At 44.7% G+C, this 18,138-nt stretch carries 13 protein-coding genes; 11 read left to right on the forward strand and 2 right to left on the reverse strand.

The annotated features are described in order from the left end of the window. Window positions 1-240 precede the first annotated feature (240 nt). From R7D93_RS17050 to dnaJ, 3 genes are all read left to right on the forward strand, one after another. Complete coding sequence (locus R7D93_RS17050; RefSeq protein ID WP_005381625.1) at window positions 241-1,515, forward strand: dicarboxylate/amino acid:cation symporter; 1,275 nt, start codon at window positions 241-243, stop codon at window positions 1,513-1,515. 347 nt (window positions 1,516-1,862) lie between these two features. Continuing rightward, a complete protein-coding gene (gene dnaK, locus R7D93_RS17055) occupies window positions 1,863-3,776 on the forward strand; it encodes a molecular chaperone DnaK (RefSeq protein WP_005381623.1) in 1,914 nt (637 codons plus the stop codon). Window positions 3,777-3,980: 204 nt separating this feature from the next. Continuing rightward, a complete protein-coding gene (dnaJ, locus tag R7D93_RS17060; RefSeq protein WP_005381620.1) occupies window positions 3,981-5,129 on the forward strand; it encodes a molecular chaperone DnaJ in 1,149 nt (382 codons plus the stop codon). A gap of 69 nt (window positions 5,130-5,198) precedes the next feature. Here dnaJ and R7D93_RS17065 read toward each other — a convergent pair whose 3' ends face one another. Further along, on the reverse strand, window positions 5,199-5,630 hold the full coding sequence (locus R7D93_RS17065) for a type IV pilin protein (RefSeq protein WP_213868847.1): 432 nt from the start codon (window positions 5,628-5,630) through the stop codon (window positions 5,199-5,201). 103 nt (window positions 5,631-5,733) lie between these two features. Between R7D93_RS17065 and R7D93_RS17070 the strand changes: the two genes are divergently transcribed. From R7D93_RS17070 to tadA, 6 genes are all read left to right on the forward strand, one after another. Then, window positions 5,734-6,243 (forward strand): GspH/FimT family pseudopilin, encoded by a 510-nt coding sequence (locus R7D93_RS17070; RefSeq protein ID WP_213868819.1) that lies wholly within the window; start codon window positions 5,734-5,736, stop codon window positions 6,241-6,243. Then, window positions 6,224-6,841: a PilW family protein gene (locus tag R7D93_RS17075; protein ID WP_225496916.1), complete on the forward strand. Its 618-nt coding sequence runs from the start codon at window positions 6,224-6,226 to the stop codon at window positions 6,839-6,841. The genes R7D93_RS17070 and R7D93_RS17075 overlap by 20 nt, the downstream gene beginning before the upstream one ends. Then, window positions 6,838-8,091 carry a hypothetical protein gene (locus R7D93_RS17080; protein WP_213868817.1) on the forward strand — a complete coding sequence of 418 codons (1,254 nt, stop codon included), beginning with the start codon at window positions 6,838-6,840 and terminating at the stop codon, window positions 8,089-8,091. The genes R7D93_RS17075 and R7D93_RS17080 overlap by 4 nt, the downstream gene beginning before the upstream one ends. Then, entirely contained in the window at window positions 8,081-8,491 is a 411-nt protein-coding gene (locus tag R7D93_RS17085) for a prepilin-type N-terminal cleavage/methylation domain-containing protein (RefSeq protein WP_031780848.1), read from the forward strand. The genes R7D93_RS17080 and R7D93_RS17085 overlap by 11 nt, the downstream gene beginning before the upstream one ends. A 288-nt stretch (window positions 8,492-8,779) precedes the next feature. Beyond that, window positions 8,780-10,339, forward strand: a complete 1,560-nt coding sequence (locus R7D93_RS17090; RefSeq protein ID WP_017635695.1) for an AbgT family transporter — start codon at window positions 8,780-8,782, stop codon at window positions 10,337-10,339. A gap of 212 nt (window positions 10,340-10,551) precedes the next feature. Then, a complete protein-coding gene (gene tadA, locus R7D93_RS17095) occupies window positions 10,552-11,100 on the forward strand; it encodes a tRNA adenosine(34) deaminase TadA (protein WP_054730513.1) in 549 nt (182 codons plus the stop codon). A 573-nt stretch (window positions 11,101-11,673) separates the two neighbouring features. Here tadA and mltF read toward each other — a convergent pair. Beyond that, window positions 11,674-13,251 (reverse strand): membrane-bound lytic murein transglycosylase MltF, encoded by a 1,578-nt coding sequence (gene mltF / locus R7D93_RS17100; RefSeq protein WP_031779069.1) that lies wholly within the window; start codon window positions 13,249-13,251, stop codon window positions 11,674-11,676. A gap of 299 nt (window positions 13,252-13,550) precedes the next feature. Here mltF and purL point away from each other — a divergent pair, with 299 nt between their 5' ends. Further along, complete coding sequence (purL, locus tag R7D93_RS17105) at window positions 13,551-17,444, forward strand: phosphoribosylformylglycinamidine synthase (protein WP_225496928.1); 3,894 nt, start codon at window positions 13,551-13,553, stop codon at window positions 17,442-17,444. Window positions 17,445-17,739: 295 nt separating this feature from the next. Beyond that, on the forward strand, window positions 17,740-18,048 hold the full coding sequence (locus R7D93_RS17110; RefSeq protein WP_025998700.1) for a DUF3622 domain-containing protein: 309 nt from the start codon (window positions 17,740-17,742) through the stop codon (window positions 18,046-18,048). Window positions 18,049-18,138 lie beyond the last annotated feature (90 nt).

Genomic DNA, 18,138 nt, shown 5'->3' on the forward strand with positions numbered 1-18,138 from the left:
CGCTGCGTGTTTATTAACGGAAAGGGCTATAAGTGATTGTAATCATTCGCTGTGTGAATGTTTGTTCTGCATAGGAATGTAAATATAGTCATTTTTTCTAAAACAATTTCGTTAACAAAAATGTAAATTATCACTTTATTTTGTAACTTCGGTGTGTATGATTTGCGACTAATGCTTTAAAAGTAAGCATATATAACTACAAAAATGTAAATAGTAAACACAACATATCGGAGATTTATAATGGATAAATCGCTTTCTAGTAAGATTTTTATAGGCTTGTTTGCCGGCCTTGTGCTGGGGACAGCAATTCAGTACTTATTTAGCGGTATTGCGATTTTTGATACATACCTACTTGGAGCAGCAGAAGGTGTTGGCGGCATGTTCGTCTCACTGATCAAATTGCTTGTTGTTCCTTTAGTTTACGTTTCAATCGTATGCGGCATTGTTGACTTGAAAGACATCAGTGCATTTGGTCGTCTTGGTGGAAAAACTTTTACCCTTTACATTCTTAACACCATCATTGCGATTACGGCGGCTTTGACTGTCGGCTTGATCTTCCAGCCAGGAGCGGGCGCTAATCTAGCAGGAACGGTATCTGAGGCTGTACAGCTGACAACGACAGAGACGCCGGACATTTTCTCTTTAGTTGTTAACATTGTTCCTAGCAACCCTGTACAAGCGTTTGCTAGCGGCGACATGCTGCAAATCATCTTTATGGCAATTTTGACGGGGCTTGCAATTCAAGCTTTGGATTCTCGTGGTGGCCCAGCTATTCGCACATTCAAAATGGCAAATGAAATCATGATGAAATTGGTTGGATTAGTGATGAGTCTTGCACCATATGGTGTGTTCGCACTAATGATTCAACTAGGTGCAACGCTAAACGCCAATACATTAATGTCCGTTGCCGGTTACGTGGCTTTGGTGGTTGCGATGTTGGTGTTCTGGATCTTCTTCTTCTACCCAATGGCAGTGAGTATTGCGACAGGAACTTCTCCAAAGACTTTCCTACGTGCAACTCGTGAGCAGATTCTTTTCTCTCTATCTACCGCGAGCTCAAACGCGACTATCCCGGTAACGATGCGAACACTGACAGAAAAGCTTCAGGTCTCTAAATCGGTTGCTGGCTTCGGTGTACCACTGGGCGCAACGATGAATATGTCTGGTGTGTCTATCTATATTGCTCTAGCAACGATGTTTGTTGCGAACGCTTTTGGCCAGCCAATTAACACCGCAGACATCTTCACACTTGGCTTAACTATTCTTCTGTTATCTATTGGTGCTGGCGGTGTTCCTGGGGGCGGCGTGGTAATGGTAGGCGTTTTGCTTCACCAACTAGGTTTACCACCTGAAGGTTTAGCAATCATTGCAGCGGTCGACCGTATTAATGATATGTTCTGTACATCATCTAACGTTGTCGGCGACACGGCAGTGAACACCATTGTTGCAAAAACAGAAGGTGAGATAGGTAAAGAAGAAGGTGTTGATGCTGAGCCTGCTCAAGCGAACGCCTAATACCTTGAATAATTTATTTTAACCCTAATATTGAAGCGAGCTCTTATGAGCTCGTTTTTTATTTAGGAAGAGTCGGACATAAATAAATTTATCTGGGAAATGACGTTTTGTTGCGCTACAGCAGTGTGACGAGTTCCCAACTAATCAGAAAGAAACACATAAATTTCAAAAAAAGACGCTTTTTTTTAATTCTGCCCTTGAAAAGCATTTTGCCGCCCTTATCTATGTGGCATAGAGAAGCAAACATTGATTATTTTTGTTTGTGAGCAAGGGTTGAAACCCGATTCTCCTCCCCCCACATTGGGGTTATAACCAAACGAAAATAGAATTTATTCGGAGATAGCCAGATGGGTAAAATCATTGGTATTGACTTAGGTACTACTAACTCATGTGTTGCTGTATTAGACGGCGACAAACCACGTGTAATTGAAAACGCAGAGGGTGAACGTACTACTGCATCGGTTATTGCTTACACTGACGGTGAGACGCTAGTAGGTCAACCAGCGAAACGTCAAGCAGTAACTAACCCAGAAAACACGCTATTTGCAATTAAGCGTCTAATCGGTCGTCGTTTTGAAGACGAAGAAGTTCAGCGTGACATCGAAATCATGCCTTACAAAATCGTTAAGGCTGACAACGGTGATGCTTGGGTAGAAGCGAAAGGCCAAAAAATGGCAGCTCCTCAGGTTTCTGCTGAAGTTCTTAAGAAAATGAAGAAAACTGCTGAAGACTTCCTTGGTGAGGAAGTAACTGGCGCAGTTATCACAGTACCTGCTTACTTTAACGATGCTCAGCGTCAAGCGACAAAAGATGCTGGCCGTATCGCAGGTCTAGAAGTTAAACGTATCATCAACGAACCAACGGCAGCTGCACTAGCTTACGGTCTAGATAAGAAAGGCGGCGATCGCACTATCGCGGTATACGACCTTGGTGGTGGTACATTCGATATTTCAATCATCGAAATTGATGAAGTTGAAGGCGAGAAAACATTCGAAGTTCTAGCAACTAACGGTGATACTCACCTAGGTGGTGAAGACTTTGATAACCGTCTAATCAACTACTTGGTTGATGAGTTCAACAAAGAGCAAGGCATCAACCTTAAGAACGACCCACTAGCAATGCAGCGTGTTAAAGAAGCAGCAGAGAAAGCGAAAATCGAGCTTTCTTCTACTTCTCAAACAGACGTAAACCTACCTTACGTTACTGCAGATGCAACTGGTCCTAAGCACATGAACATTAAAGTGACTCGTGCAAAACTAGAATCTCTAGTTGAAGACCTAGTACAACGCTCTCTTGAGCCATTAAAAGTAGCTCTAGCTGACGCTGACCTATCAGTAAACGACATCACTGACGTAATCCTAGTTGGTGGTCAGACTCGTATGCCAATGGTTCAAGCGAAAGTTGCTGAGTTCTTTGGTAAAGAAGCGCGCCGTGACGTAAACCCTGACGAAGCAGTAGCAATGGGTGCTGCAGTTCAAGGTGGTGTACTTGCTGGTGACGTTAAAGACGTACTACTACTAGACGTAACTCCACTGTCTCTAGGTATCGAGACAATGGGTGGCGTGATGACTAAGTTAGTTGAGAAGAACACAACTATCCCAACTAAAGCGAACCAAGTTTTCTCTACAGCGGAAGACAACCAGAGCGCGGTAACTATCCACGTTCTACAAGGTGAGCGTAAGCAAGCGATGTACAACAAGTCTCTAGGCCAATTTAACCTAGAAGGCATCCAGCCTGCACCACGTGGTATGCCACAAATCGAGGTTACTTTTGACCTTGATGCGGATGGTATCCTACACGTATCTGCGAAAGACAAGCAGACTGGTAAAGAGCAGAAGATCACTATCCAAGCTTCTGGCGGTCTAAGTGATGAAGACATCGAGAAAATGGTTCAAGAAGCAGAAGCTAACAAAGAAGCGGACAAGAAGTTCGAAGAGCTAGCAACTGCACGTAACCAAGCTGACCAAATGATTCACGGTACTCGTAAGCAAGTAGAAGAAGCTGGTGAAGCGCTACCTGCGGAAGAGAAAGAGAAGATTGAAGCAGCAATTTCTGAGCTAGAAACAGCACGTAAAGGCGAAGACAAAGAAGCTATCGATGCTAAAGTTCAAGCACTAATGACTGCTTCTCAAAAGCTGATGGAAATCGCTCAACAACAAGCTCAAGCGCAGCAAGCACAAGGTGCTGACGCAGGTGCACAGTCTAAAGAAGACGACGTTGTAGATGCTGAGTTCGAAGAAGTTAAAGACGACAAGAAATAATATTTCTTAACCAGATGGCTACTTAGCCATCTGGGGTCGATAAGACTTCGTGTGCGGGCGTTTGGGGCAACTCTTACGCCCGTCTGTTTGTAAACGCTGTCTTTCTAGTTAAGTATGTTGCAGACAAGTGCACTTACCTAGAACGATACAAACACCAAGCGGTGAATCGATGCCGTTTGTAGTAATTAACTGGTGACGAAGAACATGTCAAAACGTGATTTTTACGAAGTATTAGGCGTAAGCCGTGATGCCTCAGAGCGCGATATCAAAAAGGCGTATAAGCGTCTAGCGATGAAATTCCACCCAGACCGAAACCAGGGTGATGATTCTGCGGCGGACAAGTTTAAAGAAGTAAAAGAAGCGTACGAAGTTCTGACCGACCCTCAAAAGAAAGCGGCGTACGACCAATACGGTCATGCTGCTTTTGAACAAGGCGGCGGTGGTTTCGGTGGCGGCGGCTTTGGCGGCGGCGGTGCTGATTTCGGCGACATCTTTGGCGATGTATTCGGTGACATCTTTGGTGGTGGTCGTCGTGGCGGTGGTGGCCACCGTGCCCAGCGAGGTGCTGACCTACGTTACAACATGGAATTAACGCTAGAAGAAGCAGTTCGTGGTGTAACGAAAGAGATCGAAGTACCGACACTAGTACACTGTGATACCTGTGATGGTAGTGGCGCGAAGAAAGGTTCATCTGCTGAAACATGTGGTACCTGTCATGGTCATGGTCAAGTACAGATGCGACAAGGCTTCTTCGCAGTGCAACAAACCTGTCCTACCTGTCACGGTAAAGGTAAAATCATTAAAGACCCTTGTAATGAGTGTCATGGTCAAGGTCGTAAGCAGAAAACAAAAACACTTAACGTTAAGATCCCTGCAGGTGTTGATACTGGCGACCGTATTCGTCTATCTGGCGAAGGTGAAGCGGGAGAAATGGGGGCGCCTGCTGGCGACTTGTATGTACAAGTGCACGTGAAAGAGCACCATATCTTCGAGCGTGATGGCAACAACCTATACTGTGAAGTGCCAGTAAGCTTTGCGATGGCGGCTCTAGGTGGTGAAGTTGAAGTGCCAACTCTAGATGGTCGCGTAAGCCTAAAAGTACCTTCAGAAACGCAAACAGGTCGTATGTTCCGCATGCGTGGTAAAGGTGTGAAAGGCGTTCGCGGTGGCGGTGTTGGTGATCTTATTGTGAAGTTGGTTGTTGAAACACCAGTAAACCTAAGCTCACGCCAAAAAGAACTGCTCAAAGAGTTTGAAGAGTCTTGTGGTGGTGAAGCGGCGACAAAGCACAAGCCTAAATCAGAAGGCTTTTTCAACGGTGTGAAAAAGTTCTTTGACGATTTAACCAGCTAAGACGTTAGTGAAAAGCACAAATACAAAGGCCTGCTAAAATGCAGGCCTTTTTGCATCTCGGTGTTCTTGCTAGTTCCAGCAATCACTAGGTTCTTCGACATTTGTTGACGTTAAAGTAATCGTTTTAGAACCAGTCAAGCACTCGTCGTCGTCTTGTCCCAGAGCCGATTTTGCTGTTGCTGTAATGGTATAGGCCGTACTTGCAGAGCTCGCAATATTGAAAGAAAATCTATCTGTGTCTGAATCGCATAGAGTGCATATGCCTCCAGAGATAATATGACTCCAGTCGTACCCACCATCATAAGATGTCTCTAGCTCTAGCTGAATTCGACTAAGATCGCTCAAGGCAACCGTCCTATGAGACTTGAGCACATGATTGGTGTAAGAAGGGTAGGCGATCGCAGCAATGATCCCGACAATCACGACAGCTATCAGTAATTCGATCAATGTCATCCCTCTCAATCCTTTTTTGTAGCCGTTACAACGAGAAATTCGAATCATCACGAGTAGTTTCCTTTTCACTTTTCCGCCTATTTTTGGCAGGTGATAGCATCTGTGCAAGATGAATTACGGCCCTTTTGCCGTTTACATAGGAATTTGGGAAATGCCTCGCGGGTTTACGTTGTTGGAGCTTCTTATTACTGTTGCTGTACTGAGTATTGTATTGGCGTTTGCAGCTCCAAGCTTTAGCCGTGTTTCACAAACTGTGCAAATGCAGCGATTAGCAACTGAATTAGCTGGTTTTCTAAGCCAAAGTAAGTCCGAGGCGGTAATGAGAAATCAAAAATTATATATTCATTTCTCTATGGCTAAAAACGTCGTTGTCAGTCAAGGTGCATGGTCTCTACAGTTAACTAACTCGTCTAGCGGCTCTGGGGGCGTAATTTTAAGCCTTTCCGGCTCTGCCTACTCTGAATTATCTTTGAAGCACAGCTACGAGAATCAAAAAATAAGCTTCGATGAGGTCCGTGGACGACCCCAAGGAGGAAATATAGAGTTTTTCCCAACTAATGCTCAAAACATAAAACTACAAGCAAAGCTCTCCAACCCTCCCGGAAGGATTAAAATTTGTAGTAACTCTGGAACTAAGTTATATGATTACCGTCAGTGCTAACAAACGCTATCAAATAGGTAGCTCTTTAATCGAATTGATGATTAGTTCTTTAATTGGGTTAATTGTCCTTAGTGTAGTGGGCTCTATATTCTTGAGTTTACAAAAAACAGCAAAGGAAAAAAGCTTAGAGCTAAATTTATTGCAAGGTCTGAATATCACTTTATCTGTTATGAAAGAAGATATTCAAAGAGCAGGTTATGATGGTGGGAACGGTAGTTCACTCAAATTATCCGGAGCTACAGGAACCATAATGCTGAGTGGCGCCTCTTCTGTAGGGCTTGTGTATTTTAAAGAGGACTCAGCTGCCAATGAAGACTATCGAAATATTAAGTATGAGAAGAGAGATACTCGGTTTTTTATATGTGAGAAAGGCGTTGTGTCTCAAACACAAATATTATCTTTTGATGGTATAGATTTTTGTCGTTCTCTATTTGATGATGATATTTTCCAAGTTACCCAATTCACCGTTAGTTCAGAAACAGTGACTAATGGAGGAAGTGTAAGTTCGGTCACGAGCGTTAAGTTAGGTTTGAAAACAATTGATGGAGTCTTTAGTGAAGTTGCGGAGTTTTCTATCAAACAAAGGAATTGGCAATGACATCTAAATATAGCTATTCCGGTTATACCACTTTGCTTGTGACTTCTATACTTTTATTACTTGCTTTAATTGCATCATTAGCATCATCCAAAGGTGTATTTTTTCAAATAAAAGTTGCGCAAAACGAAATAAAAACTCGACAAGCACATTGGTTAGCGGAAGGAGGTGTTGAATGTGCATGGGCGCAATTTAGAGTTAATAATATTGTACCTGCCGTAATAACAGATTGTGGCTCAGGACTTTGGACGATTCCGAATTTTACGAGTACTTCCAATGGGTATTTGGTTACTTCTAATGTTGGATTTACAAGCATTAGTAAGGAGATTATTTTGGGAGGTAACTTGAGTTATGGTGCAATGCAGTCTAATGCCGACATTTATTTTCATTCTAGTGCAACGTTCTCTACTCCAGACCCAGGGGAATTGAGCAGCGATGGGTGGGAGTGTATTGCGTTAAGGTATAAAAAGCGCTTTTACTCCTCTTCAGTTGATAATAAAGGCGTAATTCATGGAGAGTCTCCCTATGCCGATTTTAACAACCCTACAAATAAAGATTGTGCAAACACGACGGCAAACCGTCATCTCTCATCTAGTGTTGGCGGGGTTGGTGCTGGTGATGATTTTACTCAAGATACAGATTTAAAGCCATTTGAATCCTTCTTTGGAGTAAAGGCTGAAGAGCATAACGATGTCCGAGATAATGGTGTATTTCATGTTATGACGGGCTCAGTGGCTGATGGTATACCTAATTGTGGTGCTGCTTTAACAGCAGAAATTCAGTCAGGGAAGCATCATTTATGGGTGGAAGGGAGCTGTGAAATCAAGCAATCGGAATACAATGATTTAGTGAATGCTACATCATCGACCAATGGCGTAACAGTGCTCATTCATGATGGTCTTTTCTCCGTGATGGGACCACCGAGCTCCGGCGCTACATCAAATAAGTTTAAAGGGGTCTTGTTTCATTTCAATCATGATTATACCCCGACAACAGCGGATTGGGTTGGGTTCGAAGCCAATGCTCACCTAAATCATGTGCCAAGTGTTGTAGAAGACTCATACAGGACAATAGCTTCTTATTATCAGCATGGTTCTTTTACGGTATCTGGTGGTCAATATTTTGATAGTGAAGATCAGGCAGCGGTTTTCTTCGATTCTTTGGACTTTAGATACAATAAAGATGTGATAGACAATTCAAGGAATGCGCATGCAATTCCGAGATGGAAAAAAGGCTCCTGGAATGATCTCTAAACAAAAAGGTTTTAACCTTCTTGAAGTTCTAATTTCTTTTCTACTTATCGGTGTTGGGGCTCTAGGTTTAACTAAGCTAAACGTGTATCTAGAACGCGAATCCGAATATGCCATAAAAAGTATTGAAGCACTGCGTCTAACAGAGAACCAGCTTGAATGGTTCCGAACGCGTGGTGCTTCGGATGCGCTTTCTACGATTTCTACTGCCAGTTTTGCCTCTATCGTGACAGGATCTTCCGCCACTGGAGCGTACACGGTGGAGTGGGATGTGCCACCTGCTACTGTATCAGGTTCACTAAAGACGATCATCATCACAACAAGTTGGGAAGATAGAATGGGGCAGACGCAATCCGTTCAGCTGAAAACTATGATTTCACAGTACAGTGAATTCGAAAACTAAGTTCAATTGCATACATGGGCTGAGACAAATGCGGATGTAACTCCTGTTTGATGCCGGATTTGTCACGGTTAATAAATGGTTTTTGAACTGTTAATCGAGTTGATGTGCTACTGTTTTTATTATGTTTAATTGAAGTGGTGTTTTTGCAAAATATGTCTCCAATTATGAAAAAAAATCTAGAACCTTGTGCTTTCTCCATTAGTGTTTACTAGAATACTCGTTGGATAGTAGGTCGTTATAATTATTCAAATAGGCCTTGGCACCAACATCATTCACTATGGAGTTACCATGAGTAACCAAGCTGTAAATAAGGCACCATCATCGAAGCCGAGCGGGATGGAGCGCTTTTTAAACTTTATCGAGAGGACAGGTAACAAAATTCCTGATCCTGCGATTTTGTTCTTCTGGGCATTGATCATTACTTGGGCGGCGTCAGCACTTTTGTCGAATGTATCATTCGATCTTCCAAACCCTCGAACGGGCGAAGCTCTTACTATCACCAACTTACTTACGGGCGAAGCGCTAGCAAGTTTCCTTGCTAATATGGTGACGACGTTTACTGGCTTTGCGCCACTGGGTATCGTACTTGTCGCAATGCTAGGTGTGGGTGTTGCAGATTCTTCGGGTTTTATTACGACGGGTCTTAAGAAGATGCTGAACTTCACGCCAGCTAAGCTTCTTACTCCAATGCTTATTTTGGTTGCCATTGTATCGCATACTGCGGCAGATGCAGGCTATGTTCTGGTTATTCCTCTTGGCGGTATTATCTTCCATGCGGCAGGTCGTCACCCTCTAGCAGGTATTGCGGCAGCATTTGCAGGTGTATCTGGTGGCTTCTCTGCAAACTTTATCCCTTCAGGTATCGATCCACTACTAGCAGGCTTTACGCAAACTGCGGCGCAGGTTCTTGATCCTGAATATGTGGTTAACCCATTAGCGAACATCTTCTTCACTGGCCTATCCTCTATCATTATTGTGGGGATTGGTTGGTACGTGACAGAGAAAATCATCGAGCCTCGTTTATCAAAAATGCCAATTGATGATGACGCGGAAACCGCGCCAAACCTAGGTTCATTTACTGAACTGGAATCAAAAGCATTCCGTTATGCAGGTTGGGCAATGATGGCGGGTATTGCTTTACTTGTTGCAGCGTTAATTCCAGAAACATCAGCACTTCGCTCGCCTGAAGGTGAAATTACTGCCTTCTCAGCACCGATAATGAAGTCTATCGTGCCGTTGATCTTTATTCTGTTTATCATTCCTGGTTACGTTTACGGTAAAGTGTCTGGAACGTTCAAGACCAGCAACGACATTATCAAAGCGATGGCTGATACCATGTCGACCATGGGCGCATACATTGTTATGTCGTTCTTCTGTGCTCAGTTCCTATCTGCATTTGCTCAGTCAAACATCGGTACGATGCTAGCGTTGTATGGCGCAGAAGGCTTAAAAGCGATGAACCTACCAGGTGAAGTGACCATCATCGGTATGATCCTTCTAACCGCGTCTGTAAACCTACTTATTGGTTCGGCATCGGCAAAATGGGCTTTAATTGGTCCAATCCTAGTGCCAATGCTAATGGCGGTTGGTATCTCGCCTGAACTGTCTCAGGCGGCTTACCGTGTGGGTGACTCTGTATCGAACATCATTTCGCCTCTAATGGTATTTTTCCCTCTTGTTGTGGTTTACTGTCAGCGTTATGTGAAGTCGGCTGGTATCGGTACGCTTGCGTCACTAATGATGCCATTCTCGATCGCAATGCTGATCGGTTGGTCTATCTTCCTAGTTGCTTATTGGATGGTAGGTATCCCGCTAGGCATTCAAGCTCCTTACACTTACACAATGTAAAAACGTGTAGGGTGTGAAAGCTGCTAATTGGCAGCCAAAAAGCGCAGGTCTTCGATCTGCGTTTTTTTGTTCTCGTAAAACGAACATCGATAGGCCTTGTAACTAGTTTTTTGGAGTTGCAGACTTTGTCCCGTGATGTGTTGCTGTAGTGAAACCGAAGTTGGTGATAAAATTCCTGACTTCAATCGTTTTTTGTTTCTTTGGAGCCTCCTTTGTCTAACCATCCGTTTTCCCCTCAAGATGAATTGTTTATGCGCAGAGCGATGGAGCTTGCTGAGCAAGCAGAAGCTGAGGGGGAAGTACCTGTTGGCGCAGTGCTTGTCAAAGATGGTGAAATTATCGCTGAGGGGTGGAATCGCTCTATTAGTACTAATGACGCTACCGCACATGCTGAGATCCAAACGCTGCGTAAAGCAGGCCAAAAGCTAGAAAATTACCGCCTTCTGGATACGACGTTATATGTAACACTTGAGCCATGCCCAATGTGTGCCGGAGCCTTATTGCATAGCCGCGTTAAGCGGGTTGTTTTTGGAGCGCCAGATTTAAAAGCTGGAGCAGCAGGAACAGTGCTTAATTTGTTTGAAAGTCAAGCCGCTTACCATTACGCCTTAGTTGAAAAGGGGCTGCTAGAAGATGAGTGCCGTACTCAGCTACAAGCGTTTTTTAAGCGCCGCCGAAAGGAAATTAAAGCGAAGAAGCAAGCACAAAAAGCATTAGAAAATGGAGAGAGCGAACAAGGTAGTAGGAGTAGTGAGGGTTAGCAAACACCTACAACGTGGTAGATGTTTGCTTGGACGCACTAGTGATTGACTAAATGTACAAAAACACGATTACGTGAACTTACTTTCTTTTTCATACATGTCAGTTTACGTTTACGTCGGATAGCAGCTACTGTGTTATTTAAACGCTTTGACTGCACTCTACGTCTTCTCATATTCAAAACCTCCTGCAGACAAGACTTTTACCAGTAAAGTGCGGCTCATCGATGCTTGGCAATAGACTCGATAATCGCACTAAACATTGTATGGTTTAAACGTTCTTCATTTGACTTCTGCATTGCACAGAGCCAGCAAACAATTTCAATACGATGCTTAATAATAGGAGTGACGTTACTTCGGCAGAGCGTAGCCGATAGCGCCGCTTCATCAAGTGAGCTAAACCATGTGGTTACAAAGCAATCAGTTTTACTAACGATGAAGAAAAGGCGACCAACCAAAGGAATGGTTGAGTGTGGTTGGTGTCACTCAGAATATTGGAGTCTAGATAAGTTTTCGTTAGGACTCAACAAAAATGACGAGCTTCATAGGCTCGTCATTTTTTAGTTTACCGCGGGTTTATTCTTCAATGCTTTCTTGTTCGGTGTCTTCTTCAACCGTGACGTCAGAAGCGCCAGAGACTTGTTCTACGACGGTCTCTACTGCGCCCGATATCAAAATGTCGGGGTTGAGCGGCGGAATCACTTGCAAGTCATCGCTATTCTCATCAATCGCTGGCTGTTGGCTGACATGACCAATGATGGATTGGTAGTAACGTCGAATATTTTCTACGTAATTACGCGCTTCATCGCCTCTGGCGTACCCATAGCGAGTTTGGCTGTAATAGCGCTTCTGACGAAGTAAAGGCAGCCTGTCTTTTACATCGGCCCAAGCGTTCGGATCGCCACCTTGTGCTTTGGTGAGTCGTCGTGCGTCCATCATGTGGCCGTAACCAATATTGTATGAAGCTAACGCAAACCATATTTTTTCATGCTCGTTAATGCTATCAGGCACGCGACTTACAATACGACGTAAGTACTCGACACCACCACGAACAGATTGCTCAGGGTCTAAACGGTTTGTTACCCCGACGCTTTTCGCTGTTGGCAGAGTCAGCATCATCATCCCCCTAACACCCGTTGGCGATTTTGCTGTTGGTTTCCAGTGTGACTCTTGATAAGCCAATGCTGCAATTAATCGCCAGTCGAACTCTTCGCTGTATTTTTGGAATAAAGGTGCCCATTTAGGCAATTTGTCATCCAGAGCTCGAATGAATGCGCGAGTATCAACGTAGTCAAATGCTTCAATATGACCAATGTACTTTTCTTCGAGAGTGGACAGTTCTCCTGATTGTTTGATGTTACCGAAAAACTCTATCAGCATCGCATACAAGCTTTCGTCTTCAGAACGTCGAGTAAACCAAGACACTGGTTGATCTTCTGTAAGTTCAAACGCGAGCGCAAGATCGGGGTAAAGGCGTTGAGCTAGGGAAAGTTCTACCGAATCAGTCACAGTAAAACGTAACTCACCCGTCGATACGTATTTGAGTAAGTCTCTCGTGTCAGCATCACCAACAATTTCAAACTGAAGTTCTGGATACTGCTTCTTTAACGCTGTTAGGGTCGGAACATATTGCGATTGTTCAACGATCTTTAATGTTTGAGCGCCTGCATTTGTATCTTCGTCGGACTCGTCGTCTTTCGAGGCTTGGTATTCAATGAGTTGTTCGATATCACGTGGTCGAAGTTGCCCTTTTTTATATACCACTTGTTGGCTTACATAATAATAGGCAGGGCCTGGTCTAAATCGTTTGACTGCTTGTGACGTTTGATTTAAACCCGTAGCGATGATATCGATATCTCCTTTCTTAAGAGCAGGAAAAAGCTCAGCCTGGCGAAAGGCTGGTTTAATCTCGAGTTTGACGCCGAGCTGCTCCGCAAACTGACGCGCCAATTCGTAATCCAACCCTGCGGGACCATCGGGACCTATGTAGTAGGAAAGCTGATTGTTTAGCGTGCCAACACGAAGCACACCACGTTCTTGAATTTTTTCAAATTCACTTTTGGGCTCCGACTCAATCTGGCAAGCAGAGAGCAAAAGAACAGAAACTAAAATTAGAGCACTGCGCTTGAGCCGGTTGAAGTGACTTATTTGCATTAATAGGTACATCTTGGAAAATTTCTATTTGCCTTTATATCAAAGCGAGCTCATGGGGCAAAGTGAATCACACACTTATAACGTGACATTGTGTGTTTTATCGACATTTTAGTTGTAATTCAAATTTGACAAAAAAAATGACGCAAACGGTTGCTTTTAGTGTTACATCACAAAAACAATTACTATATAATGCGCTCGCAATGACGAGGTGGAATCGGCATAGGTTCGACAGGGCTTATCTTAAGTGTCTGAATTTATTCCAATATCACCTTAATCAATTGCATAAGAGACCTAAGCACATGAGAATTTTGCGTGGCTCCCCAGCTCTTTCTGAGTTTCGTGTTAATAAACTACTGGAACTTTGTCGTGAACAAGATCTGCCTGTAACTGGCATTTATGCCGAGTTTATGCACTTTGCCGATCTAAAGTCAGACCTTGATGACCAAGAGTTAGAAAAACTTGAAAAGTTACTAACTTACGGCCCAACCATCGAAGAGCATGAGCCTGAAGGTCTTCTACTTCTTGTCACGCCTCGTCCTGGCACTATCTCGCCTTGGTCTTCTAAATCTACCGATATCGCTGTTAACTGTGGTCTGGATAAAGTGAAACGTCTAGAGCGTGGTACGGCTTATTATGTCGAATCTTCAGTTGTTCTATCAGAAGCTCAAGCTGACGCTGTTAAAGCGTTAATTCACGACCGCATGATGGAAAAAGTATTCACAGAATTTGAAGCCGCATCAACATTATTTACTGTTGCAGAACCTAAGCCTGTCGCACATGTTGATATCTTAGCTGGCGGTCGTCTTGCGCTTGAAGAGGCAAACGTTTCCCTTGGCTTGGCACTCGCAGAAGATGAAATTGATTACTTGGTAGAGAACTTTACTAAGCTTGGGCGTAACCCAAACGACATTGAATTGATGATGTTTGCTCAGGCGAACTCAGAGCATTGTCGCCACAAAATTTTTAACGCAGATTGGACTATCGACGGGGTAGATCAACCTAAGTCTTTGTTCAAAATGATCAAAAACACTTTTGAAACGACACCTGACTATGTGCTGTCTGCATACAAAGACAACGCAGCCGTTATGACAGGTTCTAAAGCGGGGCGTTTCTTCCCTGACCCTAAATCTCGTCAATACACGTACCACCATGAAGATACGCACATCTTGATGAAGGTAGAAACGCACAACCACCCAACGGCAATCTCTCCGTGGCCGGGCGCATCGACTGGCTCAGGCGGTGAAATCCGTGACGAAGGCGCGACGGGTATCGGCGGTAAGCCAAAAGCGGGTCTGGTTGGTTTTACAACCTCTAACTTACGTATTCCTGGTTTTGAACAGCCATGGGAAACCGACTTCGGCAAGCCGGGTCGTATTGTGAATGCGTTAGACATCATGCTTGAAGGTCCTCTAGGAGGCGCGGCATTCAACAACGAATTTGGTCGTCCAAATCTATTGGGTTACTTCCGTACTTACGAAGAAAAAGTCACTTCTCATGCGGGTGAAGAAATTCGTGGTTACCACAAACCAATCATGATTGCTGGTGGTATGGGTAACATCCGCGATGAACACGTGCAGAAGAAAGAGATCCCTGTAGGTGCGAGCCTAATCGTACTTGGTGGTCCGGCAATGAATATCGGTCTTGGTGGTGGTGCGGCATCTTCCATGGCATCTGGTCAGTCAGCAGAAGATCTGGACTTCGCTTCAGTACAGCGTGAAAACCCAGAGATGGAACGTCGCTGTCAGGAAGTGATCGACCGTTGTTGGCAGTTAGGCGACGACAACCCAATCGCATTTATCCACGATGTGGGTGCAGGCGGTATCTCTAACGCATTGCCTGAACTCGTCGACGACGGTGAGCGTGGCGGTAAGTTCCAATTACGCGATGTACCAAACGATGAGCCGGGCATGAGCCCACTGGAAATCTGGTGTAACGAATCACAGGAACGTTACGTTCTAGCGGTAGCGCCAGAAAACATGGAAGCATTCGACGCCATCTGTAAGCGTGAACGCGCACCGTATGCAGTGGTGGGTGTGGCGACAGAAGAGCGTCATTTAACGTTAGAAGATTCTCACTTCGACAATACGCCGATCGATATGCCAATGGATATCCTGCTTGGTAAGCCACCGAAGATGCACCGCGACGCAACCACACTAAAAGTGGAAAGCCCTGCCATTGTTCGTGATGGGATTGAGCTTAATGAAGCGGTGGATCGCGTACTTCGTCTTCCTGCTGTTGCAGAAAAAACATTCCTAATTACTATCGGTGACCGAACAGTAACGGGTCTGGTTGCTCGTGATCAAATGGTTGGTCCTTGGCAGGTACCAGTAGCAAACTGCGCAGTAACAGCGGCAAGCTACGACACTTACCATGGCGAAGCAATGTCGATGGGTGAGCGCACGCCAGTGGCATTACTAGACTTTGGTGCATCGGCTCGCCTAGCAGTTGGTGAGTCACTAACGAACATTGCGGCAACAGACATCGGTGATATTAAACACATTAAACTGTCTGCGAACTGGATGTCTCCAGCGGGTCACCCAGGTGAAGATGCGGGTCTTTACGAAGCAGTGAAAGCGGTTGGTGAAGAATTGTGTCCTGCGTTAGGTTTGACTATCCCAGTTGGTAAAGACTCCATGTCGATGAAAACCAAGTGGGAAGAAAACGGCGAGAGCAAAGAAGTCACTTCTCCACTGTCGCTAGTTATCACGGCATTTGGTCGTGTGGAAGACGTACGTAAGACCGTGACTCCACAACTACGCACTGACAAAGGAGATACCTCTCTAGTTCTTGTTGACTTGGGTAACGGAAAAAACCGCTTAGGTGCGACAGCATTGGCACAAGTATACAAACAGCTGGGTGACAAACCTGCTGACGTAGATAATGCAGAGCAGCTAAAAGGCTTCTTTGATGCAATACAAGCGTTAGTACGTGATGACAAGCTGGTGGCTTACCACGATAAAGGCGACGGCGGTCTGTTTGTAACGCTTGCTGAGATGGCGTTCGCGGGTCACTGTGGCGTAAAAGCGAACATCGCAAAGCTGGGTGACGATGCGCTAGCCGTTCTATTTAACGAAGAGCTAGGTGCGGTTGTTCAAGTTAAGAGTGATGATTTAGATTCAGTTCTATCTACTCTGGCGGCAAACGGCTTAGAGGCATGCTCACATGTGATTGGTTCTGTTGAAGCTTCAGACGACTTTGTTATCACTTCTGGTGATGCTGTTATGCTTGAACGTTCACGTACCGAACTACGCGTTATCTGGGCTGAAACAACGCATAAGATGCAAGGTCTACGTGATAACCCAGCGTGTGCAGACCAAGAGCACGAAGCTAAGAAAGATAACTCTGACCCGGGTCTAAACGTTAAGCTCAGCTTCGACGTAAATGAAGACGTTGCAGCACCGTACATTGCGAAAGGTGCTAAACCTAAGATGGCAATTCTACGTGAGCAGGGCGTTAACTCCCACGTCGAAATGGCAGCAGCGTTTGACCGAGCTGGTTTTGAAGCAACCGACATCCATATGAGCGATATCCTAACGGGCCAAGCGGTACTGGATGAATACCATGGCCTAGTAGCTTGTGGTGGCTTCTCTTACGGCGACGTACTAGGTGCGGGTGAAGGTTGGGCTAAGTCTATCCTGTTTAACGCACAAGCTCGTGAACAGTTCCAAGCCTTCTTCAACCGTGAAGAGACGTTCTCTTTAGGTGTATGTAACGGTTGTCAGATGCTATCAAACCTGAAAGAGCTGATCCCAGGTGCAGACTTGTGGCCACGTTTTGTGCGCAACGAATCTGAGCGTTTTGAAGCGCGCTTTAGTCTAGTTGAAGTTCAGAGATCTGATTCTGTATTCTTCGACGGAATGGCTGGTTCGCGCATGCCAATCGCGGTTTCCCACGGTGAAGGGCGTGTAGAAGTACGTGATGCAGAGCACCTAGCAGCGATTGAAGCATCAGGTACGGTTGCGGTTCGTTACGTGGATAACCTCGGTAACCCAACACAACAATACCCGAACAACCCGAATGGTTCGCCAAACGCGATTACCGGTTTAACAACAACAGACGGTCGCGTAACTATCATGATGCCTCACCCAGAGCGCGTATTCCGCACAGTTGCAAATTCTTGGGCTCCGGAAGGTTGGGGTGAAAATGGCGCTTGGATGCGTATGTTCCAAAATGCCCGTAAGAATATCGGTTAATTAACCAAAGGTTAATCTAGCTTAAGTAAAGCGTTGGTTGAGAGACCAGCGCTTTCTTTTTTCTTATCACTCTTTTTTCTTCGTCGCTCTTTCTAGTGACTTGGCGAAACGTTGCTTTGTTCTGCCTCTTCTTTGTCATCTATTATCTAGCGTAAAAAACTTGCAGCGTTTAGATTACTTTTATGCTCTAATACCGCGCTTACCAAGGGATGGTGTTAAACAGCTCAGCTTAGATGGAGTTATCAAGTTGACCGAATCCCTGATTGATCCCTAAATCCCTTAGGAAATGAAAGAAATGTCTAAGAATCCAAAATTTGCTATCCGCGTCACTGAAAAACGTAACGGCTGGAGCGCAGAAATCACTCGCCAAGTGACATCTCGTAAGACTGTAGTATCAAAGCGTGAAACAGGCTTTGACAGCGAAGAGAAAGCACAAGCTTGGGCTGAACAAGAACTGGCTGGATTTATCCAAAACCAAGTGGTTCGTAACGAGCGTAAAGCAGCGCAACGTCAAGAGCGTGAAGCAGAACAACTAGCGGCAAAAGTTCGTAAAGAAGAAGCCCGCAAAGCACGTGAAACCGAAGTAGACACTGACGAAGAATAAGTTTAAATCGGTGAGATGGTGACGTTACCCATCAAACAAATAGTGAAAATGCCCTGAGTTTTGTCTCAGGGCATTTTTTATTTATATCGG

The sequence above is a fragment of the Vibrio sp. YT-15 genome (assembly GCF_033337445.1).
In the GTDB taxonomy this organism is placed as follows: domain Bacteria; phylum Pseudomonadota; class Gammaproteobacteria; order Enterobacterales; family Vibrionaceae; genus Vibrio; species Vibrio alginolyticus.